Below are 26,725 nucleotides of genomic sequence, written 5' to 3' on the forward strand. Positions count from 1 at the left end.
CATATTGCCGTAATTTTGTGGGGATATGTTTTGATTTGATACTCATGTTGAGACGGTAGTTCTTTTGTCCCGACAGAAGCCACAAGAGATTGTGTTAAAAGAATTGGTGTATATCTAAAGCGTGGAAAGCTCCTTCGGGAGCTTTTTGCTGTTTATAAGATAAATTCTGTCGGAGATTTATTATAAAACATTACTTTACAAGAAGAATAAAAAAGCATATAATTCTTTTATAATATATTTGATAAAAGAGGGTAAGAAAACGGAAAATAAAGATAAAAAAAATATAACAAGAAAAAAAATAATTAATTATGTGCTAGACAATCATGTTACATCCAAGGCGGGAATCGCAAAAGAGTTAAACTTGAGTATGCCGACTGTGTTAGCAAATGTGAATGACTTGTTAGAAAAAAGGGTGTTGGAAGAAACTGGGGAATATGCTTCAACCGGTGGAAGGAAGGCAAAAAGTATAGGTATTAATAAGTCATACTGTCATGCAATGGGAATTTTGATTACAGCGAATCATATAGAAATGGTATTAGTAAATCTTGGAGATGAGATTATAAAAAAAGATCGCATCCGTTTAAAATTTACGGCAGAATTATCCTATTGTACAGAGGTGGCACAAAAGGTCAAAACTTTTCTTGAAGGCGAATTAGCGAAGGATACGCTACTTGGGATTGGAGTGGCGATTCCAGGAATTATTGATCAGAAAGAACGGATTGTTTTAAAATCTCATGCTTTAGGTATAGAGAATTATAGTCTGCGCTTTTTAGAGCAGGCTTTGGAAATTCCAGTATATTTTGAAAACGATGCTAATGCTGCAATGCTTGCAGAAAAAAAGCAAAAGTATCCAAATGCGATATATCTGTCTTTGAACCACACCTTAGGAGGTGCATTCTGCATAGATGGAAAGCTGTTTCGAGGGCAGAACCAGAAAGCAGGGGAGTTTGGTCACATGATACTCGTTCCCGGTGGAAGAAAGTGTTATTGTGGTAAATCAGGATGTGCAGATGCATATTGTGCTGCAAGTGTACTGACACAAGATAACAGGCAGTCACTGGATGCATTTATGGAAAAAATTGAAAGTGGTGATGAAAAAATTTTGCAGACATGGAATGAGTATCTGGATCATCTTGCTGTTTTGATATCAAATTTGCGGATGGCTTATGATATGGATATCATACTAGGAGGTGATGTGGGAGGTGTATTGTCAGATTATATGATACCACTGGGAGAAAAAGTGATGGCATATAATGGCTTTGAGCATGATGTTTCATACTTGAAAAATTGTTCGTATAAGAAAGAAGCGTCGGCTGTTGGAGCCGCGAAATACTTTTTTACAAAACATATGGTAGAATTGTAAATTTTTTGAACTCAGATAAGCAGTACACCGCATCTGGTGCGTAGGGCATTACGTGTAGGGTAAGGGGATGTTTAGTTTGTTGGAGTTAAAAGCTCCCACTGACAGGTTACAAAGCGAATGAGGATGTCCGCTTTATATGTGGGAAAAACGAGAAGTTGTGTAAAATTAAAAAAAGATATTATAGTAAAAAACGGAAAGAAAACAGTAACTACGGTTTCCTTTCCGTTTTTTTGCGTGTTAATTGTGAAAAATATACAAAAAATGTGTTTTAAAATTATGAAATATATAAAAATATGAAAAAACATATTGACAAATTGTGTTTACATGGCAATAATATAATTACTTTAATAAAATATTTTATAAAACACAAAATAAAACAACATAAAAAGGAGGAAACAATTATGTTACAGCAGGTAATGACAAATCCAGGAGAAATTATTTTCAGAGAGGTTCCGGTTCCGGAGGTAAAGGAAAATCAGGTGTTGGTAAAGATTATGAATATTGGTGTCTGTGGATCAGATATTCATGTTTATCATGGAAAACATCCGTTTACAAAATATCCGGTAACACAGGGACATGAGGTTTCAGGTGAGATCACAGAACTTGGAAAAAATGTCACAGAGTTTCATGTGGGACAGAAGGTGACGATAGAGCCTCAGGTATATTGTGGACATTGCTATCCATGTCGTCATGGAAAGTATAATCTCTGTGAGGAATTAAAAGTAATGGGATTTCAGACGACAGGAACAGCATCTGAGTATTTTGCAGTGGATGCATCGAAAGTAACACCTATTCCAGAAGATATGTCCTATGAAGAAGGCGCTATGATTGAACCTCTTGCTGTGGCAGTTCATGGTGTAAAACAGATAGGTGATGTAGCTGGCATGAATATTGCAGTTCTTGGAGCAGGACCGATTGGAAATCTCGTGGCACAGGCAGCAAAAGGAATGGGGGCAGCGAAAGTGATGATCACAGATATCAGTGATCTTAGACTGGCAAAGGCAAAAGAATGTGGAATTGATGTGTGTGTGAATACCAAAAATAAAGACTTCGGTGAGGCAATGATCGAAGCATTTGGACCGGATAAGGCGGATGTAATCTACGACTGTGCTGGAAACAATATCACAATGGGACAGGCAATTAAATATGCAAGAAAAGGAAGCACGATCGTACTGGTGGCTGTTTTTGCAGGAATGGCAGAAGTAGATCTTGCAGTGGCAAATGACCACGAACTTGACATTAAGAGCACGATGATGTACCGCCATGATGATTATATAGATGGAATCAGACTGGTAAATGAGGGCAAAGTGCATTTGAAACCGCTTATCTCAAAGACATTTGCTTTTAAAGATTATCTGAAGGCATACCAGTATATTGATGATAACCGTGAGACAACGATGAAAGTAATTATCAATGTCAGTGAAAAGTAAGGAGCGTATATGGAAAATAAATATGGAATTGTCGGAGTTGCCCATGTCGGGCTTCCGACAAACGATTTACAGAAAACAGTTGAGTTTTATAAGAGTCTTGGATTTGAAGTGATTATGCAGTCTTATAATGAAAAAGCAGGGGAAAAAGTGGCATTTTTACAGATAGAAAATTACTGTATAGAGACTTTTGAAAATGGGCAGGCGGCAATGTCAGACGGTGCATACCAACATGTTGCACTTGATGTGGAAGATATTGAAAGTATGTATCAGAAAATCCGCAATGAAAAATACACAATTATTACAGACGGAATCGAAGAACTACCATTTTGGGAAAATGGTGTGAAGTTTTTTATGATTAAGGGACCAAATGAGGAAAGAATAGAGTTCTGTCAGAAACTCTGATAAAAATAGGAGGGACATATGGGAAGCGAAAACAAAAATGGAAAAGTACCGCTGATCAGTAAGATTGCATATGGGTTTGGTGATGTTGGATGTAATTTCAGCTGGATGTTCGTCAGTAATTTTCTGATGATATTTTATACAGACGTGTTCGGAATCAGTATGGCGGCTGTTTCAGCACTTATGCTTTTTTCAAGATTCTGGGATGCAATCAATGATCCAATCGTCGGGGGACTTACGGATAAAACAAAATCGAGATGGGGACGGTACCGTCCATGGCTGTTAGTAGCGGCACCAATTACAGCGATTCTTCTTGTTATGACGTTCTGGGCAAGACCCGACTGGCCGCAGAATGGAAAGATCATTTATATGGTAATTACATATTGTCTGCTGGTTTTGGGGTATACCTGTGTGAATATTCCGTATGGAACCTTGTGTGGTGCTATGACACAGGATATTGATGAACGTGCAAAAATAAATACATCCCGTTCGGTTGCAGCGATGATTGCAATTGGGGTGTTAAATATTATCACAGTTCCACTGCTCAGCAAATTCGGCAGTCATAGTGCAAAGACAGGATATCTGACGGTTGCGGTCATATATGGATGTATTTTTACAGCCTGTCATTTCTTCTGCTTTGCGAAGACGAAAGAGGCAGTGATCACTCCGGAAAAAGAAAAAATTTCTGTAAAGGTTCAGTTGAAAGCAGTCATGCAGAATAGACCATATCTTCTTGCATTGGTAGGACAGATATTGTTTGGATTTACATTATATGGTAGAAACGCAGATATTCTGTATTATTTTACATATGTGGAAGGGAATGCCTCCTACTACACAACTTATTCGATGTGCATCATTATTCCTTCTATCATCGGGGCAGCCTGTTTTCAACCAGTATTCCGCAAGTTGAATAACAAAGGAAGAACAGCATCTCTCTTTGCTTTATTTACAGGAATTTCAATGTTGTCTATGTTTTTCTTCAATGCCAAAGAATCACCAGCTATTTTTTATGCATTATCTGGTCTCACACAGTTTTTCTTCTCTGGATTTAATACCGCAATCTATGCAATTATTCCAGACTGTGTGGAATATGGGGAGTGGAAAACCGGACTTAGAAATGACGGCTTTCAGTATGCATTTATTTCACTTGGAAATAAAATCGGAATGGCAGTTGGAACAGCACTTTTAGCAGGATTACTTGGAAAATATGGTTATATTGCAAATCAGACACAAAATGCAACTGTACTTTCAATTATGAAACATGCATTTACGACGATTCCAGGTGCACTTTGGATTGTGACTGCGGTTGTATTATTTTTCTACCGGTTAAATAAAAAACGTTATAACGAGATTGTGGAGGAACTGAAAAATGGAAGAAAAAGTTGATATCGTGGCATTGGGAGAATTGCTGATTGATTTTACGGAAGCAGGACATAGTCAGGATGGGAGGAAATTGTTCGAACAGAATCCCGGAGGTGCTCCGGCAAATCTTCTAACTGTTGCAAGCCACTTTGGGTATCACACATCTTTTATTGGAAAAGTTGGAAACGATATGCATGGTAAATTTTTAAAGAAGACATTGCAAAAGGAAGGAATCAATACAGATGCTATTGTTGAAGACCCGGGTTATTTTACAACGTTGGCATTTGTGGAAATCGGTGAAAATGGAGAACGAAATTTTTCTTTTGCAAGAAAACCGGGTGCAGATACACAGCTAAAAAAAGAAGAACTGGATCAGACATTAATTTCAGGTTGTAGAGTTTTTCATTTTGGATCATTATCGCTGACAGATGAACCGGCAGAAAGTACAACGATCGAAGCGGTAAAAATGGCAAAAGCAGCGGGTGTACTTATTTCCTATGATCCAAATTATCGACCGTCTCTTTGGAAGAGCAAAGAGGATGCAGTGAAAAAAATGAGATCTGTCATAGAATTGGTAGATGTCATGAAGGTATCGGATGAAGAGAGTACTCTGTTGACAGAGGCGAAAAGTTATGAGCAGGCTGCAGATCAACTCCTTGCCATGGGACCAAAGCTGGTTGCCATTACATTGGGAGAACAGGGCGTTCTTATGGCGACAAAAAGCAGAAAAGAAATCATCAAAGCATTTCAGATACATGCGGTCGACACGACTGGGGCAGGTGATTCATTCTGGGGAGGCGTATTATGCAGTATCCTTTCCATGAATAAGAATGTTGAAAAAATGGAATGGGAAGAAATCAAAAAGTGTGCTGTTTTGGGAAATGCAGTTGCTGGATTGTGTGTGCAAAAGAGAGGGGGAATCCCTGCGATTCCGACGAAAGAGGCGGTGTTTGAATTTATGCAGAAATAATGAAGGTATATGAACAAACTCGGGGCTGTAAAAATTCTCCGAGACTGTGAGAAAAAGTCTGTAAATAAGATTCTTCTATGATATGTAAGGGTGGTAAGTCTGAAAATCAGGCGTCTCACCCTTGTTTTATATATAACAGTTGTTGAATGGCATGTCAAGAGCAGGCGTTTTTCCGCCCGTCTTATTCGCCAGTTTATTCGTTACTCTTGGAGACGTCCGTATTCTTCCAGGAGCTGATGGATGATGTCTCGTTTTCCTTCGGTCATTTGTACTCGATGTACAGGTTTCTTTTGTCTTGCCATAACAAAAGGTCCTCCTAATGATATTTATTGTATCATAGAAGAACCTTCTAAACATTATTTTACAGAAAAATTTCATACTCTCTCACGATTTATTAATCGTTAAAGCATCAGCCCCGTGTTTTTCTGTCGGAGTATTATTCAGTTTTTACCTCTCCATCATGCTGATGGACTCAATTCCGACACTTCCGCCGCGGACAACTTCGATATGCTTGAACTCTTCTTTGATAAGCTTGATGACTGCGTCGTTTTTGGTTGCGGTCTGGACGAATTCCAGGAGCAGGCTGTCTTTGCCGTAGTCGATGACACGGGCCTTGAAAGTTTCGGCAATCTGGAAGAGTTCCACTTTATCTTCCGGTGAGCAGCCTTTGACTTTGATATAAAGAATCTCTTTCATACGGACAAATACATCTGTAAAGTCAATGACCTTGATAACCTCGATCATACGGTTCAGCTGTTTTTTGATCTGCTCAAAAGTCTCATCATCACTGACAGTAGCGATAGTCATTCGTGAAACGGTCGGGTCTTCAGTAGTTCCAACTGTAAGACTGTCCAGGTTATAGGACTTTCCGGAGAAAAGACCGGAAATCTTGGAAAGAACACCAACCTGGTTTTCAACGTAAAGAGAGATCCATCTTTTTTTCATTCCTTTATCCATTTTTCATTCCTCCTAACAATCCATGATCAGATCAGCCAGAGTACCACCCGGCTTAACCATCGGGTAAACCATTTCCTCCGGATCAATGATAAATTCGATGATCGTAGGAGCTTTTGTATTCTTCTTAGCCTCTTCGAAAGCAGCCGCAATCTGATCTTTTTCAGTTACGCGGATACCTTTTGCCCCATAGCTTTCTGCAAGACGGATGAAATCTGGTGTGTATTCCGGATACTCCTGGCCTTCTGTACGGCGGGAGAGGGCACCGGCTTTTAAGTTTGTCATAGCGTAGCGTTTTCCATAGAAAAGTTTCTGCCACTGGCGGACCATTCCCAGATATTCATTATTAAAAATGCAGCAGATGATCGGAAGCTCTTCCAGAACAGCGGTGGCAAGCTCCTGGATATTCATCTGCATGCCGCCGTCACCGGAAACAGAGATGACAGGTGTGTCTGGATTTCCAATCTTTGCACCGATAGCACCTGGAAGGCCGTAACCCATGGTTCCAAGTCCGCCGGACATGATCAGCTGACGGTTCTCGGTGATGTCCGCATACTGGCTTACAAGCATCTGATGCTGTCCAACATCTGTAACAAGAATTGCTTTATCAAACTGACGGTTGATCTCGCCGATGATATCCAGAGGCCCCATCATACCACGGTCTTTCATGGTGAGCGGATGTTCTTCTTTCCATTCCTGGACCTGTTTCAGCCATTTGTCGGTGCTGCATTCCTGAACATATTCGTTCATCTTGGTTATGGCTTCTTTTGCGTCAGCAACGATCGGAATATCAACATGGATGTTTCTGGAAATAGAAGCAGTATCAATATCAATGTGGACGATCTGTGCATGCGGTGCAAATTCATGGAGCTTGCCTGTGATACGGTCATTGAAACGCGTTCCGATGGAGAAAAGGAGATCACATTCATTGACTGCCATGTTCGCAGCATAAGCACCGTGCATGCCAAGATTTCCGATAAACAGAGGGTTTCTGGTAGAAATCGCGCCACGTCCCATAACAGTAGTAACAACCGGAACCTGAGTTTTCTCAACAACCTGAGTAAAAATCTCCTGCGCGCGGGAGATGATCACACCGCCACCTGCAAGAAACAGAGGCTTCTTTGCCTTCTGGAGCATTTTGAGAGCTCGTTTCAGCTGACCAATGTGAACGCTGGTATTCGGCTTGTAGCCACGGATATTGACGCTTTTAGGATACTCGGCACTTCCAAGCTCTGCCATCACATCTTTCGGAAGGTCGATGAGAACAGGGCCGGGGCGTCCGGTACGTGCAATGTAGAATGCTTCTTTGATAATACGGCCAAGATCTTCACGATTACGGACGGTTACTCCGTATTTTGTAATGCTTCTTGTGATTCCTACGATATCAACCTCCTGGAAAGCATCGTTTCCGATCAGGTGACGGGCTACCTGGCCGGTGAAGCATACAAGTGGAACGCTGTCGTAGTTGGCAGTTGCAAGACCTGTCACAAGGTTGGTGGCACCAGGGCCGCTGGTAACGAGGCATACGCCGACTTTTCCGGTTGTTCTGGCGTAGGCGTCAGCTTCATGGACGAGGGCCTGCTCATGGCGCGGCAGGATGATGTCAATGTCGCTCTGTTTATATAATTCGTCGCTGATATCAATGGTGCAGGCACCAGGATAACCGAACAGAACATCAACGCCTTCTTCTTTTAAGGCTTTTACAAGCAATTTGTTTCCGGAAATCTGTTTCATGAATTGGTTCCCTCCTTTGGTGATGTGGATAGTTAAGCAGATAAGGGTTGCCACGGAATATTTTTTCCAATAAAAAAGTCCCGGCATATCGAATAAATATGCTCAGGACGGATGATTCCGCGGTACCACCTGTTTTCAGAGGTAAAACTCTGCTCTCTGTCAGTACAAATATACTGCTTCCCTGTAACGTAGGAATAACGTTGGAGCCTACTGCATGAAAATTCATGGTTCAGTCCACTGCTCGAGGGCTACTTCCATAGCTCTGTCACGAAGATTCTCACCGGCCATCTTCTCTCTGGGCATCCGGAGACTATGTACTACTCCCTGTCATTGCATTTAGTAAATATAGATAAAAATTTTATATTATTATAATATAAAATATCGGAACTGTCAATCAGAAATCATGATGGCTCAATGGGTGAGCCGGGAATTCCGATAACAGTTCCGATATGGATGATATTAAGTATTAAATATTAAGTATTTTCCGGTACATCAGCTGTTTATTGTTACGGAGTTGGAGCCTGCTTACTCAGGATTCGGTATTTTCCGGTGTTTCAGGCTCTTTTTCCGGAAGGTAGACATGCACTTTCTCGATACGGTTCTTATCCAGCTTTTCTACGATCAGATGGATTCCGTCCTCGGTGATCACTTCGTCACCGGCAACAGGCAGACGATCCAGATGTTCGATGATAAATCCACCCAGGGAATCGTAATCCTCGGAATCCAGTTCCGTACCCAGATGATCATTTACGTCATCCAGATGCATGGAGCCTTCGATGATGTATTCCCGGTCGGAAATTTTCTGGACAAGCTCGTCCTCCTTCTCATCGTATTCGTCATGGATCTCGCCCACGATCTCCTCCAGGATGTCCTCCAGTGTGATCAATCCGGCCATATCACCGTATTCATCCAGTACAATGGCAATGTTGAAGGTGGAGTCCTTCATTTCCACAAGAAGATCGGAAATGCTTTTTGTTTCGTAAGTGAAATGCGGCTTTCGGAGGAAATGATCGATAACAAATTCCTCATTTTTGTCGTAAAGAAGAAGATCCTTCATGTTGATGATTCCCACAATGTTATTCTGGCTGTCCTTATAAACCGGCAGACGTGTGAACTTATCCTCGCGGAAAATATCGATTAGTTCATCATAGGTGGATTCCACATCTGCAAAGGTAACATGTACTCTTGGAACCATGATATCCTTGGCTGTGGCATCTCCAAGATCAAACACATTGTAGATCATTTCTTTTTCGTCGGATTCAATGACACCGTCCTCGTGGCTGACGTCCACGATGGTACGAAGCTCCTCCTCGGTCATGGCCTTGTCGGCTGCATCCGGATCCACACGCATCAGGCGCATCACACCTCTTGAAAAGAGATTGATGATAAAGATCACCGGTGTCATGATGGTCATAAGAAATTTAAAGACCGGGATATAGCGGAGGGTGATCTTTTCAGAGTTAATGGTTGCGTAGTTCTTGGGGGTGATCTCGCCGAAGATCAGGATCAGAACCGTCAGGATCACCGTTACGATGCTGACCATATAGCCGCCAAAGCTGTATGCAAGTGTGGTTGCAAGGGAAGAAGCCGAAATGTTCACAATGTTGTTTCCGATGAGAATCGCACTGAGAAGCTTGGGAGTCTGGTTCTCCAGGATATCGAGAGCCATGGCTGCACGCTTGTTTCCTTCGTCTGCAAGAGAGCGGAGACGGATCTTGTTTACCGACATCAGCGCGGTTTCGTTAGATGAGAAAAAGGCTGACAATGCCAGCAGAATAAGTAATATGATTATCTGGTAAGTGTCGCTGGGGTCCACTTTCAATATTCACTCCTTTAAAAATAAGATTATTTGGTTAAAAATATACAGATACTTCTCCATTATATATGTTTTATCGGATTTTGGCAAGAGCCGGACTGATACAGCGCATATAGATATATGGAAAAAATACAAAAATAAGTCTGCTTCTTGACAAAAGAGTAAGTCTGAACTAACATATATTTGTATTCATATATAAAAAAGAAATGAACAGGAATGGAAGGAGAGGTTTATGTTTCTGGAAATAAAAGGAATAAAAAAATCCTTCGGGGCAGGAGAGAGCTACGTAGATGTTCTAAAGGGGATCGATCTGGAAATTGAAAAGGGAGAATTCTGTGTGCTTCTGGGACCGTCCGGTTCCGGAAAATCTACTCTGTTAAATATCATCGGCGGCATTGACGGAGCAGATGCAGGCAGCATTACCATTCAGGGAGAACAGCTGGGGGATATGAAGGAAAAGAAGCTTTCTCTCTACCGCAGAAAACATCTTGGATATATTTTTCAGATGTATAATCTGATCCCCAATCTGACTGTGAGGGAGAATATTGAAGTTGGTGCTTATTTAAGTGACAGACCGCTGGATGTGGATGAGCTGCTGGAGACACTGGGACTTTATGAACATCAGCGGAAGCTTCCGAACCAGCTTTCGGGAGGCCAGCAGCAGAGAACCGCCATTGGCCGTGCCATTGTAAAAAATCCGGATATTCTGCTTTGCGATGAGCCTACCGGTGCGCTGGATTACAACACCTCCAAGGAAATCCTGAAGCTGATTGAAACACTCAATCACAAATACGGAAATACCATAGTCATGGTTACTCACAACGATGCCATCAAGGATATGGCAGACCGTGTGGTAAAGCTTCGTGACGGTATGATTCGCAGAAACTATCAGAATGAGCAGAAGATTCCGGCTGCTGACCTGGAATGGTAAGGGGGCATTATGAAGAATCCTTTACGTAAGCGTATCCCCAGAGAACTGAAAGGGGAATTTGGAAAATATCTGGTGGTTTTCCTGCTGATGGTACTGACCATCGGGTTTGTGTCCGGCTTTCTGGTAGCCGATGGAAGCATGCTGAAGGCTTATAATGAGAGCTTTGATAAATATAACATCGAAAACGGAAATTTCCGTACTGCGGAAAAGATTTACAGTTCTCAGTGGAAGGATATTGAAGCTGCCGGTGTTAAGCTTTATGCGAACTACTATATAGAAGAAGATCTGGATAACGGAAGCACCATGCGTTTTTTTAAAAACCGTGAGAAGGTGAATAAGGTCTGCCTGATGAAGGGAGAAATGCCGTCAGGGCAGGGCGAGATCGCCATTGACCGTATGTATGCGGATAACAACAGTCTTAAGGTAGGAGATACCCTGATCAGAGGTGAAAAATCCTGGAAGATCACAGGCCTGGTGGCACTTTCGGATTACAGTGCCCTGTTTCAGAATAATAATGATTCCATGTTTGATTCTGTAAAGTTTGGTGTGGCGATCGTAACTCCGGAGGAATTTGAAAACCTGGATCAGGAAAAGCTCCGGTACAATTATGCATGGATATATGATCATCAGCCAAAAAACGAAAAAGAGGAGAAGAAGATTTCCGAAAATCTCATGGAAGATATCGGCAAAGTGGTAGCCCTGGAAGCCTTTGTCCCACGTTATCTTAACCAGGCGATCATTTTCACCGGCGATGATATGGGCGGAGACAGGGCAATGGTCATCACGCTTCTTTATATTGTGATCGTGATCATGGCTTTTGTGTTTGGAATTACCATTAGCAATACGATCCGAAAGGAAGCCGGTGTTATCGGTACGTTACGTGCATCCGGTTATACCAGACGGGAGCTGATCCTTCATTATATAACGCTTCCGGTTTTGGTCACGCTGGCAGGTGCCCTGATCGGAAATATTCTTGGATATACCGTATTTAAGGGTGTATGTGCAGACATGTATTACGGGAGCTATAGTCTGCCGACTTATGTGACCGTATGGAATGCAGATGCCTTTCTTCTGACAACTGTAGTTCCGGTCATCATTATGATACTGATCGATCATGCGGTGCTCAGGTACCGCCTGCAGCTTTCGCCTCTGAAGTTCCTGCGAAGGGATTTTTCCGGTAAAAAACAGAAACGTGCAGTGTATTTAAGCCCGAAGATAGGAATTTTTTCCAGATTTCGCCTCCGGGTGATCTTTCAGAATGTCAGCAGTTATTTGGTGCTGTTTGTGGGAGTTATTTTCGCAAATCTGCTGCTGTTTTTCGGAATGCTTCTTCCGTCTACGCTGGATCATTATCAGCTTGAGATCCAGGAAAATATGCTGGCGAAATACCAGTACATGCTTTCGGTTCCGGCAAGTGCCTATTCAGGAAATAAAGCGGATGCCATGAGTTCTCTTATGGAATATTATATGGATACCAGAACGGATAATAAGGATGCAGAAAAATTTTCTGCATATTCCCTGAATACTATGCCTGGTAAATATAAAAGTGAGGAGATCACTCTCTATGGTGTAGAGCCGGATAGCAAGTATATCCGTGCAGATCTTTCGGGAGAGGGTGTTTATATTTCCAGTGCTTATGCAGATAAATTCCGGATCAAGGAGGGGGATACCATAACTTTGAAGGAAAAATACGAGAAGGATGAGTATTCCTTTAAAGTAGATGGGATCTATGATTATGCGGCAAGCCTCTGTGTATTTATGGAACGTGATAAGCTGAATGAGGCGTTTGATCTTGGGGATGATCACTTTGGAGGATATTTTTCCGATACAGAGATCAGGGATATCCCTTCAAAATATATCGGTTCTGTCATTGACCTGGAAGCTCTTACAAAAATATCCAGGCAGCTAGATGTTTCCATGGGAGATATGATGGGAATGATGTATGGATTTTCCGTGATCATTTTTCTGGTGGTGATCTATCTGCTTTCCAAGGTTATCATCGAAAAAAATGCCCAGTCGATTTCCATGACCAAGATCCTGGGTTATACAAATGGCGAGATCAGTCGTTTGTATATACTTTCTACATCATTTGTGGTGATGTTCTGCCTGTTGTTAAGCCTTCCGGTTGAACGGCAGATCATGGAAGTGCTATTCAGAGAGATGATGCTTTCCAGTATTTCGGGATGGATCACCATGTGGGTGGATCCCATGATCTATGTGAAAATGATGGGGATCGGAATCGCAGCCTATGCAGTGGTAGCAGTGCTGGAATTCCGGAGGATCCGTCATGTGCCTATGGATGAAGCACTGAAAAATGTGGAATAATATGTGACATTCGTATATATCCGGAAAAATACTTCAGGATATCCGAAAATTTTACAGAATATACAACAGGATCAGGAGTATGTGTGGTTTAACCGAATGCGGATGCTTTTATCCGCTTAAACAGTTATCTGTGAATAACCACATATACTCCTTAAATATTCATAAATTTTCCGGAATACTGGAAATATTACTACAAACTTGTTATAATAATCCCATACTTCCCGTTGGAGGGAATAATTCAAACAGGAAATCAGGTGAGGAACATGGCAGGCAGAAAGAAGGATCCGCTGTATAAAAGCTTCGGATATGCGTTTCAGGGGATTTTTACCTGCATCCGCAAGGAAAGAAATATGAAGATCCACTGTATGGTGGCAGCGCTTGTGGTGATCGCAGGACTGATCCTTGGGATTTCCGTGACAGATTGGTGCATCTGCCTAGGACTGTTCGGAATGGTGATGGCGCTGGAACTGGTGAATACGGCAGTGGAAGCTGTTGTGGATCTGGTCACAGAGGAACGTCACCCTCTGGCAAAGATCGCCAAGGACACAGCAGCCGGAGCAGTACTGATCGCAGCGATCATGGCAGCGATCGTCGGATTGATCATTTTTGTTCCCAAGGGACTTGCTTTTCTGGGAATATGACAGGAACAGAAAACTTTTGTTTCAGGAAAGGAGAAAATATTATGGAATTAGGTGAAGGACTGAAGAAAATTTTACTGGTGGGTATTGGTACAGCAGCAGTGACAGCAGAGAAATCCAAAGAAATTCTGGATGAACTGGTAAAAAAGGGTGAGCTTACGGTTGAACAGGGTAAGGTTCTTAATCAGGAGCTGAAGCATAACATCAAATCAACGGTTAAGACAGCTGCTGATTCTGTAAAGGAATCTGCAGCCAGAAAGAATGATCAGGAAGAACTGAAGGCAACGATTTCCAGGCTGACACCGGAGCAGCTGGCTGCTGTGAAGACGCAGATCGAGCGCATGCAGGCCGAGGCTGCTGAGGAGAAAGCCGAGACAACAGAAGAACCGGCAGAGGAAGTTGTACAGGAAGCTTCTGCGGAAACAGAAAATGCAGAAGATACCGGGAGCGAAGAACAAGCAGCAGAGTAACCGACTGCGGATCGTAAATATCCGATTGACTAAACGACAACGCAGACGAAGCAGTAAACGGAGAAGCTTATGGGCAGAGAAGAACAGGAGAAGAAAGAAAATAACGGATATGGAGAACGGCTGAGAGAGATCACAGCCGTTCTGAAAAAGCATGCAATCACCCGGGGCGTTTCTCCTGAGAAGCTCCGGCTCATACTGGAAGATCTGGGCCCAACTTATATCAAGTTGGGTCAGATCATGTCCCTCCGTTCTGATATTCTTCCAAAGAGATACTGTGATGAGCTGATGAAGCTCTGCTCTGATGTACCGCCGATGCCTTTTTCCCAGGTGATCGAGGTACTGGAAGAGTCCATGGGCTGTCCGTGGCAGGCAGAATTTCAGTATATTGAGCAGAAACCTCTGGGAGCAGCATCGATTGCCCAGGTGCATCGGGCCACGTTGAAAACAGGCGAAGAGGTTGTGATCAAGGTTCAGCGAAAAGGAATCTATGAAACCATGGCCAGGGATATCGGTCTGATGCACAAGGCTGTACGTCTGATGCCACCGGTGAGCATTAAGGGTATGGTGGATTTGAACATGGTCTTAAGTGAACTGTGGACTGTGACCCAGGAGGAGATGAATTTCCTGACGGAAGCTGCAAACATGGCAGAATTTGCAAAAAAGAACAAAGATGTGGTTTTTGTGAAAGTGCCGATCCTATACCGTGAGTATATTTCGCCGCATATTCTTGTGATGGAATATATTGACGGTTTTGCTATCAATGATAAGGCTGATCTTCTGGCCAATGGTTATGATCTTAATGAGGTCGGAACGAAATATGTGGATAATTTTATCAAACAGGTGATGGAGGACGGCTTTTTCCACGCAGACCCGCATCCAGGAAACGTAAGGATCCAGGAGGGAAAAATCGTCTGGATCGACATGGGAATGATGGGACGGCTGACGGAGCGTGACCGCCAGTTGATCAGCGAAGCCATCGAAGGTGTTGCCATGAACAATATAGGCAAGATCCAGGATGCAGTCCTGGCTCTTGGTGAGTTTAAAGGCAAACCGGATTCCAGCAAGCTTTATGAGGATATCCGTGGACTTATGGATAAATACGGTACTGCAGATATGGGAAACATTGATGTGGCAGAAGTCATGGTGGATCTGATGGAGGTCATGAAGGAGAATAAGATCATGATGCCTCACGGACTGACCATGCTTGCGCGAGGACTGACCCATGTTGAAGGGGTTCTGGCTGAGATCTGCCCGGAGATCAATATGACACAGATTGCCGCAGCAAGGCTCAAGGAGCAGTTGTTCAGCAACGGGAACTGGAAGCGTGAGATAAAAAAAGAAGGAAAAAATCTTGCCTGGTCCCTGAAACGTGCAGTGGATATTCCTTCTCTGGCAGCAGATTTTCTTCAGGGCTGTATGAAAGGGCAGACGAAGATCAATCTGGATCTTCATGCCTCGGATGATCTGGCGTGGCTTTTGCGCCGGCTGGTGCGGAATATTGTGATGGGGTTGTGGGTGATGGCACTTCTGATCAGTTCCAGCATTATCTGTACTACGGATATGAAACCAAAGCTGTGGGGGATTCCGGCGTTGGGTGCCTTTGGTTATGTGTTTGCTTTTATTATTGTTTTGTATGTGTTTATCAAGCATTTCTTTTCAGGAAAAAAATAAAAGACGGAGATCATTTGCAGAGTCTGCAGGATGGTTTCTGTCTTTTTTGCTGTTATGAAATTGTTCCGGACTGTCTGCAGTTAAGAGATATTATCTTTCATCAGGCAGAAAAATGACGGAGTGCAGGTATCTGGTCAGATGTAGATAGTTCCGCTGTAGGATTTGCGGAATTCCTTTGGAGTGTAGCCGGTTCCCTGTCGGAAATAGTTGCAGAAGGATGGGGCGTCCCGGAAACCGCAGGAGAGTGCTGCTTCTGTGATTGTGCAGGAGGAAGAACAGAGAAGCTGGGCTGCCATCTGGAGGCGGTGTTTCAGGAGATATTGTTTTGGTGATGTGTTTTCGTGTTCCATAAAGATACGGTAAAGGTAGGAACGTTCGATTCCTACGTAGCGTGCCACGTCAGAGATATGGATAGGGTAGGCGTAATTGTTCCTGATGTATTCGGAAGCTTGCTGAAAGTAGAGGGTTGAGATGTCGGTTCTGCTTTCGGAAGGCTTTTTTTGCATGACGGATAGCATCAGGAGGAGGTTTCCTGCGGAGGCAAGGCCGTTTCCGTTGTTTTCGGAAAAGGTGTCAAGGAGGTTTTGCATGTGGGTAAGGAGGCTGTTTTTCAGGGAGGGTGTTTCCGGGGTGAAGATGAGAGAGTCGGAAAATATGGTTTGTTTCAGGATTTCTTTGCAGGTAGAGCCGTCAAAGCCCGCCCAGGCATAGCTCCAGGGTTCGGAGCTGTCAGCGCGGTAGTAGATGGAGTCCATTGGACGGATGAGAAAAGCATCACCTGCTTTCAGATGGTAGGTGTGGCCGCTGCACTGGTAGATGCCTTTGCCGTGGAAGATCACGTGGAGGAGGTAGTGTGGGCGCATGGCTGGACCGAAGGAGTGGTTCGGGCCACAGTCTTCCTGACCGCAGAAGTAGACGGAAAGAGCGTGCTGGGGGTTGGGTTCTTTTTTCATTTGACTGGGCCTCCTGTTTTTTGTCACAAAAGTGTAATATCCTCCTCCGGAGGAAGCAGTTTCTTAAAAAAACGATACAAAAGCATCGAATTGATAAAAGCTACAAGTCCAAATCCGAAGAAAAACCAGCAGCATACGTAAAGTGGCTGCAGCTTTACATCAAGATAAGTCATATATAATGGAAAGATCGTGATCACTGCAATGGCGATCGTTGTGGGAAAATGCATAAATGCCAGCAGAAATGCATTTCTGCAAAGTGCTCCCAGCGTATTGGCAAAGGTTGCAATCACCGGGAAGATGTATAAAGTAAAAATAATCAGCAGAGTCAGGACTCCCACAGAAAGATAAAAGAGCATATGTGCAGCACTTCCTTCTGCATGGAGCAGGAAACGTATATTCAGGATGATCACGGCTCCGGCAGCAAGGATCAGCAGCCATACGATCAGTGACTGTTTGAAGTTTTCCTTAAAAGCTCTGAAAAATGTTTTCGTCGTGCCGTTGTTATTCCCCTTTACTGTACGCATCATGCAGTGATAAAGGGCAGTCAGTGACGGCCCGATGGTGATCACCGGAATACTGCAGAGAATAAAAAGAAGATTGGCGATCACGATGTCGCCCAGTTTGTTGAGAAATACATGAACAACATTATCTTCATTCAAAAGATTCATAACGAAATACCTCCTTATATAGAAATATAAAAATGAAAAACAGACCACAGTTGTAAAGTCCGATACAGGTAATCTTAGCACAGTTTTCGACTGTGTGTAAAGAGAGGGAACACAGATAAGTATCCTGTGCATTATAAAGTGTGTTCTGGCCACAGAGTGAACAGTAATACGCTTCGCTGTGAATGCGGATCGTAAATACCCGTCTGACTGTGAGAAAACCGGTGTGGCTGAAAATCTTTTGAGGGAAAACAGGAGGATACAGCACATTTTATGGGACTGAATAAAAAACATGGAACTTTGCGTGCATATGTAGAAATAATGGCACGCATGGAATTATGTTAGGAACGGGAAAACAATTTTTTCGTCAAATGACATTTGTACATGTTTTGAGTTAGTAAAAACATACAAAAACAGACATGTAAAAATGTTGGTTTTGCCATAAAGAAACAAAATGGTTTCAAAACATACTCAAAAATAGTGGAAATTATGGGAAAATATAAAAAAACATAAAAATACAGGAAAAAAATGACGGATAATTAACAAAGTATGAACAAAAAATAGATAAAATGAACAAATAATAACATTTTTCCATATTGAAATGACAATAATCCATTTATCATTTTTCCATGTGCAATTATAATAATATCAACGGTCAGGGGCGTGAAAAAATATAAAAACTGACCAAAGAAAGAGGGAAAATAAGAAAGATTTAAAAGGAGGAAGAAGTTATGAATTTTAAAAGAGTAGCAGCATTATTGTTAGCAGGTGCCATGGTAATGACAGCAGTTCCGGTATATGCAAAAGGTGACGATGTTACACTTTCCGTATCCATCTGGGACACCAACCAGGAGCCGGGAATCAAAGAAATTCTCGCAGACTTCACAGAGAAGACAGGAATCAAGACAGAGATTTCCGTTGTTAAATGGGATGAGTACTGGACAATGCTCGAGGCCGGTGCACAGGGTGGTTCCCTTCCGGACGTATTCTGGATGCACTCCAACGAGAGTCAGAGATACATGTCCAACGATATGCTTCTTGATCTGACCGATAAGATCAAAGACAGCGATCTGATCGATCCGGAGAACTATCCGGAGGATATCTGGGGACTGTATACATACGATGATAAATATTATGCAGTACCGAAGGATATAGATACAATCGCTCTCTGGTACAACAAGACATTATTTGACGAGGCAGGACTTGATTATCCGACAGCTGACTGGACATGGGATGATGTTACAGAGGCAGCTAAGAAGCTTACTAAGGATGATGGTTCCCAGTACGGTCTCGCAATGAGAAATGATAACAACCAGGCCGGATACTACAACCTGATCTATGATAACGGCGGATACATCATCAGCGATGACAAGACAAAATCCGGCTGGGATGATGAGAAGACGATCGCAGCTATGCAGACACTGGAAGGATGGATCAAGGATGGCGTGATCCCGTCTCTTGAGACAATGTCCGAGAACAACGAGGACGTACTTTTCGAGGCTGGCAAGATCGCTATGACATGCCAGGGCTCCTGGATGCTTGCAGCATTTAAAGAGAACGAGTACACAGCAGCTAACTGTGATTGTGTAGAGCTTCCTAAAAACGCTGAGACAGGCAGAAGAGCTTCCTTATATAACGGACTTGGATGGGCAGCATCTGCTTCCGGTGAGCACACAGACGAAGCTTGGCAGCTGATCGAGTACCTCGGATCCAAAGAGGCTCAGGAGAAACAGGCTGAGCTTGGTGTTACAATGAGTGCATACAAAGATACATCTGATGCATGGGCTAAATCCGCAGACTTCAACCTTCAGGCTTATCTGAACATGATGGATGACATGGAGATCCGTCCATACTCCAAATCTACTGTAACATGGGAGAACGAGGACAACGAGATCCTTAAGGGCGTATACACAGGCGACATCACAATGGAAGAGGCTTGCAAGCAGATGGCTGATCAGATGAACGAGAAGCTGGCTGAGGAGTAAGCATTAAGAAACACCGATAATTAAGTGCAGTAATGAGAGGGGCCGCCGCACTCAGGTGCAGCGGCCTCATACATAGAAGGAATAGAAGGAGTGATTCTTATGGCTAAAACTACCAAGTCACAGGCACGGACAAAGAGAGAGCGCAGTGAGTTCCTCTGGGGCTGGCTGTTTATTCTCCCAACAACCATCGGACTGATCGTATTGAACATCATTCCGATCTTCCAGACTATTTACCAGAGCTTTTTCAAAACAGGAGATTTTGGTAAAGGAAATATCTTTATCGGTTTACAGAACTATCAGAAGGTTTTTGCAGATAAAGAGATCTGGCAGGCACTGATCAACACATTCAAATATGCGATCGTGGAGGTTCCTTTTTCCATTGTCATCGCACTTGTTCTTGCAGTACTTCTTAACAGAAAGATGAAGGGCCGTTCTATTTACAGAACCATCATCTTCCTCCCGATGGTAGCAGCTCCGGCAGCGGTAGCCATGGTATGGAGATGGCTGTTCAACTCTGATTATGGTCTTATCAATAACGTTTTCCATGTTCATGTAAACTGGGTTTCTAATCCGAAAATTGCAGTATTTGCAGTTGCGATCATCGGTGTATGGTCTATCATCGGTTACAATATGGTTCTTTTCCTGTCAGGACTTCAGGAAATCCCGAGAGATTATTATGAAGCAGCATCCATTGACGGTGCAACAGGCGTGAATGCATTCTTTAACATCACGGTCCCGCTTCTTTCACCAACCATTTTCTTCGTGCTTGTTACCCGTGTGATCGGATCCCTTCAGGTATTCGACCTGATCTATATGGTTATTGACAAGTCAAACCCGGCACTTACCAAGACTCAGTCACTGGTTTACCTGTTCTATAAATATGCATTTATCAATAAGAACATGGGATACGGCGCTACGATCGTAGTAGTACTTCTTATTATCACCATGATCCTGACAGTATTCCAGATGATCGGTCAGAAGAAATGGGTATTCTACAACTAAAAAGGGGGATTAACCATGGATAGTATGGAAACAAAAAAGAAATTAACCACTATTTTAATACATGTCATACTGATCATTGTGTCCATAACGATGCTTGTGCCATTTATCTGGATGATCCTGACAGCTTTTAAAACTGTAACTGAAGCAACATCTGTAGATCCTTTCACCATTTTCCCGAAAATATGGAGAAAAGACGCATTTATTTCTGTTATCAATAACATGAACTTCCTGCTTCTGTACAAGAATACACTGCTTCTGATCTTCTTCCGAGTAGTGTGTGCGGTTCTTACAGCAACTATGGCAGGCTATGCATTTGGACGACTGAACTTCAAGGGCCGTGATCTTTGCTTCGGTCTTGTACTGTTCCAGATGATGGTTCCGGTACAGATTTTCATCATCCCGCAGTACCTGATGGTCAGCAAGATGGGTATGCTGAATACGATCTTTGCCCTTGTATTCCCAGGTATTGTTACTGCATTCGGTACTTTCCTTCTGAGACAGGGATATATGGGATTGCCGAAGGATCTGGAGGAGGCTGCCAGACTTGACGGATGTAACATCGGTCAGACCTTCCTTTACATCATGGCACCACTTACAAGATCCAGTATGGTCGCACTTGGAATTTTCACAGCTGTATTCGCATTCAAAGACCTGATGTGGCCGATGATCGTTAATACAGATAAGGATATGCTGGTACTTTCTTCCGCACTTGCAAAGATGCAGGGCCAGTACGTATCCAAATTCCCGGAACTGATGGCTGCATCTCTGATCGCCTGCATTCCGATGATCGTGATCTACATGATCTTCCAGAAACAGTTTATCGAAGGTATTGCTACCAGCGGTGGAAAACTGTAATCAGAAATATTACATAAGGTAATACAAGACCGCTGACAATGTATATAACTGAGCATTTGGTTATTGAGGTTGTCAGCGGTATTTTTATCGAAGTAAACAAAAAAAGGAGAAAATTATGCCGATCAAATTTCACGAGGGATCAAAGACATTCCACATTTATAACAAACATTTAAGCTACATCACCTGTATCATGGAAAATGGCCAGATGGAGAATCTTTACTATGGAAAAGCCATCCGCGATAAAGAGGATTTCAGCTATCTCCACGAGGAGATCATGCGTTCCCTGATGGCTGTATGTGTTCCGGAGCCAGGACTTCTTTCCATGCAGTATACCAAACAGGAGTATCCTGTTTACGGAACCGGTGATTACAGAAACCCTGCCCTTACTGTTCGTCAGGAGAACGGAAGCGAGATCGTAGATTTCAAATATGTTTCTCATGAGATCTATGGTGGCAAGAAGAAGCTTGCAGGTCTTCCGGCAACTTATACAGAAAGTGATGAGGAAGCAACATCTCTGGATATCACACTTCATGATTCTGTGATGGATACAGATCTTATTCTTACATATTCCGTATATGAGGATTATCCGGTGATCACAAGAAGCGCACGCCTTGTTCAGAAAGGGGATCAGAGGATCCGGCTTGAGAATGTGATGAGTGCAGCAGTGGAGTTTCCGGATATGGATTATGAGATGATCCATCTTTCCGGTGCGTGGGCACGTGAGCGTTATGTAAAAACACGCAAACTTGAGATGGGGACACAGGCTGTACAGAGCCTTGCAGGAACCGGTTCCAGCTCTGAGCAGAATCCGTTTATCGCACTGAAACGTCCTCATACAACAGAAGACACAGGCGAGGTTTTCGGCTTCAGCTTTGTGTACAGCGGCAGCTTCCTTGCACAGGTTGAGGTTTCCACCTATGAGATGACACGAGTTATGATGGGAATCAATCCTCAGGGCTTTTCCTGGGAGCTTTCCAGAGATGAAGAATTTCAGACTCCGGAGGTTGTTATGGTATACAGTGATAAGGGCTTAAATGGAATGAGCCAGGCTTACCACAGACTGTACCGTGACCGCCTGATGCGTGGAAAATGGAGAAACCATGCACGCCCGATCCTTCTTAATAACTGGGAAGCAACCTATTTTGATTTTGATGAGGAAAAAATCCTCAATATTGCAAAAAAAGCCAAAGAGGTTGGGGTAGAGCTGTTCGTTCTGGATGACGGATGGTTTGGAACAAGAAATGATGATTACCAGGGCCTTGGTGACTGGTTCGTAAATAAGAATAAGCTTCCAAACGGAATTTCCGGACTTTCCCGTAAGATCGAGGAGATGGGCCTGAAATTCGGTCTCTGGGTAGAGCTTGAGATGGTAAACAAGAACAGTGACTGCTACAGAGCACATCCGGACTGGCTCATCGGAGCACCGGACCGTTTTGAGTCTCACTCAAGACATCAGCACGTTCTTGATTTTTCCAGACCTGAGGTTGTGGATTTCATTTATGATTCCATCTCCAAGGTTATCGAGGAATCTTCCATTTCCTACATTAAATGGGATATGAACCGTTACATGTCTGAGCCTTTCAGCCGCGGCGCATCTGCAGCAGATCAGGGTAAGACCATGCATAAATATATCCTTGGTGTTTATGAGCTGTATACAAGACTGACAGAGAGATTCCCTGACATCCTCTTTGAATCCTGCGCAAGCGGCGGAGCAAGATTTGATCCGGGAATGCTGTATTTTGCACCGCAGACATGGACCAGTGATGATACCGATGCTGCTGAGAGAGAAAAGATCCAGTACGGTACCTCCTTTGTCTATCCGATCGTCAGCATGGGATCTCATGTATCGGCAGTACCGAATCATCAGCTGCACCGTACCACACCGCTTTCCACAAGAGCAAATGTGGCATATTTCGGAACCTTTGGCTATGAGCTGGATCTGAACCTTTTAAGTGCCAAAGAGATCGATGAGGTAAAGGCACAGGTTGAATTCATGAAGAAACACCGTGACCTGATTCAGGTGGAGGGTGATTTTTACCGTATCTTAAGTCCGTTCGAAGGAAATGATACTGCGTGGATGGTTGTTTCCAGGGATAAGAAACAGGCAGTTGCCGGTTATTATGAGAGACTGAACAAGGTTAATGCTTCCTGGATGCGTCTGCGCTTCAAAGGTCTTGACGAGGATCAGCTCTACAGAGTAGAATGGGAAGATAAGTGCCTGAAAGCATATGGAAATGAATTGATGTATGCAGGAATCCCGGTTGATCGTGACTACTGCAACAAGACAAACGGTGATTTCCATTCTGTATTGTATACAATTGAGGCAGAGGGTTGATCGGATCGGCTGCAGAACAGTTAGCTGGTACAGACAGACCGCCGGATATGGCGGTCTGTTGCTGAGTTGCCGGCTGTCTGAACAGAGCTGTAGATTACGGATATCCGTTTGATCTGAAAAAAAGAACGCAGAATATCAGGGAGGTGAAAAGTTGCTTCATACAGTTGGTTTTACAAACTCAGACAGCTATAAATGTCTGGAGAATTTAAAGAAAGGTGCGGTGGATCTCTGTCTTACTTACTGTGGGTGGGAAAGCTGTGATCCGGGACATCGATTTGGACCAAATAAAAGGATCTCTCATGTACTTCATATCGTGGAATCCGGAACCGGGGTTTTTGAGATGGATGGCTATCAGTATCATCTGACCGGTGGAGAAGCATTTCTGATCCCACCCGGTGTGGAGGCCTGGTATGAGGCAGACATGGACAATCCCTGGACGTACCGCTGGGTAGGATTTGAGGGAATGATTGCCGAGGAAGTGATTCATGTAAGTGGTTTCAGCCGGGAAAATCCGGTCCGAAGGATCCACTGCATGGAAAATGCTGCGAAGTATATTGATGCAATGGTACGGACCAACAAGCTCGTTTTTGAAAATGAGCTGAAACGAAACGGACTTCTGCTGCTTCTTTTTTCTGACCTGATCACAGATAACCGGGATGCATGTTTGAGAGAAGGCAAGCTTCTTCCATCCCACAGATATCCAAATTCCGTTTATGTGGAGCAGGCAGTGGATTACATTGCAGCCAACTTTGACAAGAGGCTGAAGATCAATGAGCTGGCAGACCGCATTGGCGTCAACCGGAGCTATCTTACCAGTTCATTTAAAAAAAGCCTTGGATGCTCGCCGCAGGAATATCTTATGAATCTTCGCATTGAGAAGGCGAAAACTCTTCTGAAAAACGGAGATATTCAGGTCAGTGAAGTAGCTGCAAGAGTAGGGTATGGAGATCCGCTGGCTTTTTCCAAGGTATTCAAGGCAAGAACAGGAAGAAGTCCGAGAGAATACAAGGAAGAAAAGAGAAGACTTGTAGTGAATGGAAAGAAGGGCGATTATACGGAATCTGAGGCCTGAGCCTGTGATATATTTCACGAAGAAAAAAACTCTCTGTCTGTGCCAGAATATATAAAATTCTGGTATCGGGCAGAGAGTTTTTTATGTCATAAGAAATGTTATAGAAAATTACTTCTGGGTATCTCATGCAACAAAACAACAATTATTAACATCAAAGTACATATTTTAAACAAGTTTCCGGTAGTATGATAAGCTCACAAGGAAAACGAAGCGGGACTGCACCGCAGAAATAGCAGAAAATCAGGAATTTTAAAGAAAAATATAACAATTCCGGATAAGAGATCTAATAAAGAGAACAGGAGGAAACGAACATGATCAAAATTACATTCATGGGAGCTGGAAGCACGGTTTTCGCAAGAAATGTACTTGGAGACTGTATGTGCACACCGGCACTTCGCGAGAGCGAGATCGCACTTTATGATATTGACGAGAAGAGACTGGAGGATTCCAGAATTATCTTAAGTGCCATCAATCACAACGTAAACGAGGACCGCGCAGTGATCAAAACCTATCTTGGTGCCGAGAACCGTAAAGATGCACTTCGCGATGCGGATTTCGTAGTTAATGCCATTCAGGTAGGCGGTTATGAGCCATGTACAGTAACAGACTTTGAGATCCCGAAGAAATACGGCATCAAACAGACAATCGCAGATACTCTGGGAATCGGTGGAATCATGCGTGCACTTCGTACCATTCCGGTTCTGGAAGAGTTTGCCCGGGACATGGAAGAGGTCTGCCCGAACACTCTGTTCCTGAACTATTCCAATCCGATGGCAATGCTTACCGGTTATATGCAGCGCTTCACAAAGATCCGTACAGTAGGTCTCTGCCACAGCGTTCAGGTCTGCTCCCAGAAGCTTCTTGAGGGAATGGGAATGGAAGACAAGCTTGAGGGACGTACCGAGCTGATCGCAGGTATCAACCATATGGCATGGCTTCTTGAAATCCATGATAAAGACGGAAACGATCTGTACCCGGAGATCCGCAGAATTGCAGAGGAGAAGAATACTTCCGGTGAGAAACATGAGGATATGGTACGTTATGAGTACATCCGTCATCTTGGCTACTACTGCACAGAGTCCAGTGAGCACAATGCAGAGTACAATCCGTTCTTTATCAAATCCAGATATCCGGAGATGATCGAGGAATTCAATATTCCACTTGACGAATATCCGAGAAGATGTATCAAACAGATCGAGGGTTGGGAAAAAGAGCGTGAGGATATCCTCAAAGACGGCAAGATCGGCCATGAGAGAAGTAAAGAGTATGCTTCCTACATCATGGAGGCTGTTGTTACAAACACACCGTACAAGATTGGTGGAAACGTTCTTAACAACGGTTATATCGACAACCTTCCGTCAGATGCCTGCGTAGAGGTTCCATGTTATATTGACGGAACCGGTGTACACCCGGTAAAAGTGGGCAAGCTTCCTACACAGCTGGCAGCTATGAACTCATCCAATGTCAGCCCGCAGCTCCTTGCTATTGAGGCAGCAGTGACCAAAGACCGCCAGAAGATCTATCAGGCAGCTATGATGGATCCTCACACAGGTGCAGAGCTGAATATCAAAGATATCCAGGCAATGTGTGATGAGCTGATCGAGGCACATGGAGATTATATGAAGATGTACCGCTAAATGAAAGGTATGTCAGGGGACTCCCGAGCAGTTTTCTGAATAGACAGGCCGGATCATTAAAATGGATGTTCCGGCCTTTTTATGATGTAAAATGTTGATGTTTTTTCACAGGAATATTATAATTGGGATATGTATTTCAGCAAATAATACGGGAGGAT

The 26,725-nt window shown here is 43.4% G+C and carries 21 protein-coding genes and 1 other annotated feature; of the genes, 16 read left to right on the forward strand and 5 right to left on the reverse strand.

The annotated features are described in order from the left end of the window. Nucleotides 1-238: 238 nt before the first annotated feature. The 5 genes from HFM85_RS00700 to HFM85_RS00720 all read left to right on the forward strand — a co-directional run bounded on the left by HFM85_RS00700 (nt 239) and on the right by HFM85_RS00720 (nt 5,524). Nucleotides 239-1,363: an ROK family transcriptional regulator gene (locus tag HFM85_RS00700; protein ID WP_330594661.1), complete on the forward strand. Its 1,125-nt coding sequence runs from the start codon at nt 239-241 to the stop codon at nt 1,361-1,363. Between the two features lie 401 nt (nt 1,364-1,764). Then, entirely contained in the window at nt 1,765-2,793 is a 1,029-nt protein-coding gene (locus tag HFM85_RS00705) for a zinc-dependent alcohol dehydrogenase (RefSeq protein ID WP_117823768.1), read from the forward strand. A gap of 9 nt (nt 2,794-2,802) precedes the next feature. Continuing rightward, nucleotides 2,803-3,195 carry a VOC family protein gene (locus tag HFM85_RS00710; protein WP_173736818.1) on the forward strand — a complete coding sequence of 131 codons (393 nt, stop codon included), beginning with the start codon at nt 2,803-2,805 and terminating at the stop codon, nt 3,193-3,195. Nucleotides 3,196-3,213: 18 nt separating this feature from the next. Then, nucleotides 3,214-4,578, forward strand: coding sequence for an MFS transporter (locus HFM85_RS00715; protein ID WP_117823769.1), 1,365 nt, complete (start codon nt 3,214-3,216; stop codon nt 4,576-4,578). Beyond that, nucleotides 4,562-5,524 (forward strand): carbohydrate kinase family protein, encoded by a 963-nt coding sequence (locus HFM85_RS00720; RefSeq protein ID WP_173736819.1) that lies wholly within the window; start codon nt 4,562-4,564, stop codon nt 5,522-5,524. Before HFM85_RS00715 ends, HFM85_RS00720 begins: the two co-directional genes overlap by 17 nt. Nucleotides 5,525-5,971: 447 nt before the next feature. On the opposite strand, the gene ilvN is transcribed toward HFM85_RS00720, so the two are convergent. The 3 genes from ilvN to HFM85_RS00735 all read right to left on the reverse strand — a co-directional run bounded on the left by ilvN (nt 5,972) and on the right by HFM85_RS00735 (nt 10,028). Further along, a complete protein-coding gene (ilvN, locus tag HFM85_RS00725) occupies nt 5,972-6,481 on the reverse strand; it encodes an acetolactate synthase small subunit (RefSeq protein ID WP_015526065.1) in 510 nt (169 codons plus the stop codon). Between the two features lie 12 nt (nt 6,482-6,493). Next, complete coding sequence (ilvB, locus tag HFM85_RS00730) at nt 6,494-8,212, reverse strand: biosynthetic-type acetolactate synthase large subunit (RefSeq protein WP_173736820.1); 1,719 nt, start codon at nt 8,210-8,212, stop codon at nt 6,494-6,496. A gap of 100 nt (nt 8,213-8,312) precedes the next feature. Next, nucleotides 8,313-8,552 (reverse strand) — a binding site (T-box leader). A gap of 189 nt (nt 8,553-8,741) precedes the next feature. Continuing rightward, nucleotides 8,742-10,028: an HlyC/CorC family transporter gene (locus HFM85_RS00735; protein ID WP_173736931.1), complete on the reverse strand. Its 1,287-nt coding sequence runs from the start codon at nt 10,026-10,028 to the stop codon at nt 8,742-8,744. Nucleotides 10,029-10,260: 232 nt separating this feature from the next. On the opposite strand from HFM85_RS00735, the gene HFM85_RS00740 reads away from it, so the two are divergent. The 5 genes from HFM85_RS00740 to HFM85_RS00760 all read left to right on the forward strand — a co-directional run bounded on the left by HFM85_RS00740 (nt 10,261) and on the right by HFM85_RS00760 (nt 16,063). Continuing rightward, a complete protein-coding gene (locus HFM85_RS00740; RefSeq protein ID WP_173736821.1) occupies nt 10,261-10,959 on the forward strand; it encodes an ABC transporter ATP-binding protein in 699 nt (232 codons plus the stop codon). 9 nt (nt 10,960-10,968) lie between these two features. Then, complete coding sequence (locus HFM85_RS00745) at nt 10,969-13,284, forward strand: ABC transporter permease (RefSeq protein WP_173736822.1); 2,316 nt, start codon at nt 10,969-10,971, stop codon at nt 13,282-13,284. A gap of 263 nt (nt 13,285-13,547) precedes the next feature. Beyond that, nucleotides 13,548-13,925, forward strand: a complete 378-nt coding sequence (locus tag HFM85_RS00750) for a diacylglycerol kinase family protein (protein WP_173736823.1) — start codon at nt 13,548-13,550, stop codon at nt 13,923-13,925. Between the two features lie 41 nt (nt 13,926-13,966). Further along, the gene (locus HFM85_RS00755; RefSeq protein WP_243251449.1) at nt 13,967-14,392 is read left to right on the forward strand and encodes a hypothetical protein; all 426 of its coding nucleotides are present in this window, start codon (nt 13,967-13,969) and stop codon (nt 14,390-14,392) included. A gap of 69 nt (nt 14,393-14,461) precedes the next feature. Beyond that, the gene (locus HFM85_RS00760) at nt 14,462-16,063 is read left to right on the forward strand and encodes an ABC1 kinase family protein (RefSeq protein ID WP_173736824.1); all 1,602 of its coding nucleotides are present in this window, start codon (nt 14,462-14,464) and stop codon (nt 16,061-16,063) included. 134 nt (nt 16,064-16,197) lie between these two features. On the opposite strand, the gene HFM85_RS00765 is transcribed toward HFM85_RS00760, so the two are convergent. Together HFM85_RS00765 and HFM85_RS00770 are read right to left on the reverse strand one after the other, a co-directional pair. Next, nucleotides 16,198-17,016 carry an AraC family transcriptional regulator gene (locus HFM85_RS00765; RefSeq protein WP_173736825.1) on the reverse strand — a complete coding sequence of 273 codons (819 nt, stop codon included), beginning with the start codon at nt 17,014-17,016 and terminating at the stop codon, nt 16,198-16,200. 23 nt (nt 17,017-17,039) lie between these two features. Further along, the gene (locus HFM85_RS00770; protein ID WP_173736826.1) at nt 17,040-17,684 is read right to left on the reverse strand and encodes a YesL family protein; all 645 of its coding nucleotides are present in this window, start codon (nt 17,682-17,684) and stop codon (nt 17,040-17,042) included. Nucleotides 17,685-18,412: 728 nt separating this feature from the next. Between HFM85_RS00770 and HFM85_RS00775 the strand changes: the two genes are divergently transcribed. From HFM85_RS00775 to melA, 6 genes are all read left to right on the forward strand, one after another. After that, the gene (locus tag HFM85_RS00775; protein WP_092070268.1) at nt 18,413-19,666 is read left to right on the forward strand and encodes an ABC transporter substrate-binding protein; all 1,254 of its coding nucleotides are present in this window, start codon (nt 18,413-18,415) and stop codon (nt 19,664-19,666) included. A gap of 99 nt (nt 19,667-19,765) precedes the next feature. Then, complete coding sequence (locus HFM85_RS00780) at nt 19,766-20,668, forward strand: carbohydrate ABC transporter permease (protein ID WP_021650445.1); 903 nt, start codon at nt 19,766-19,768, stop codon at nt 20,666-20,668. Between the two features lie 15 nt (nt 20,669-20,683). Further along, nucleotides 20,684-21,523: a carbohydrate ABC transporter permease gene (locus tag HFM85_RS00785; protein WP_173754591.1), complete on the forward strand. Its 840-nt coding sequence runs from the start codon at nt 20,684-20,686 to the stop codon at nt 21,521-21,523. A 115-nt stretch (nt 21,524-21,638) separates the two neighbouring features. Further along, a complete protein-coding gene (locus HFM85_RS00790) occupies nt 21,639-23,858 on the forward strand; it encodes an alpha-galactosidase (protein ID WP_173736828.1) in 2,220 nt (739 codons plus the stop codon). Between the two features lie 151 nt (nt 23,859-24,009). Next, entirely contained in the window at nt 24,010-24,930 is a 921-nt protein-coding gene (locus HFM85_RS00795; protein WP_173736829.1) for an AraC family transcriptional regulator, read from the forward strand. A gap of 311 nt (nt 24,931-25,241) precedes the next feature. Beyond that, entirely contained in the window at nt 25,242-26,567 is a 1,326-nt protein-coding gene (gene melA / locus HFM85_RS00800) for an alpha-glucosidase/alpha-galactosidase (protein ID WP_119238936.1), read from the forward strand. Nucleotides 26,568-26,725: the final 158 nt, after the last annotated feature.

The organism is Blautia schinkii, assembly GCF_013304825.1.
In the GTDB taxonomy this organism is placed as follows: Bacteria; Bacillota; Clostridia; order Lachnospirales; family Lachnospiraceae; genus Blautia_A; species Blautia_A schinkii_B.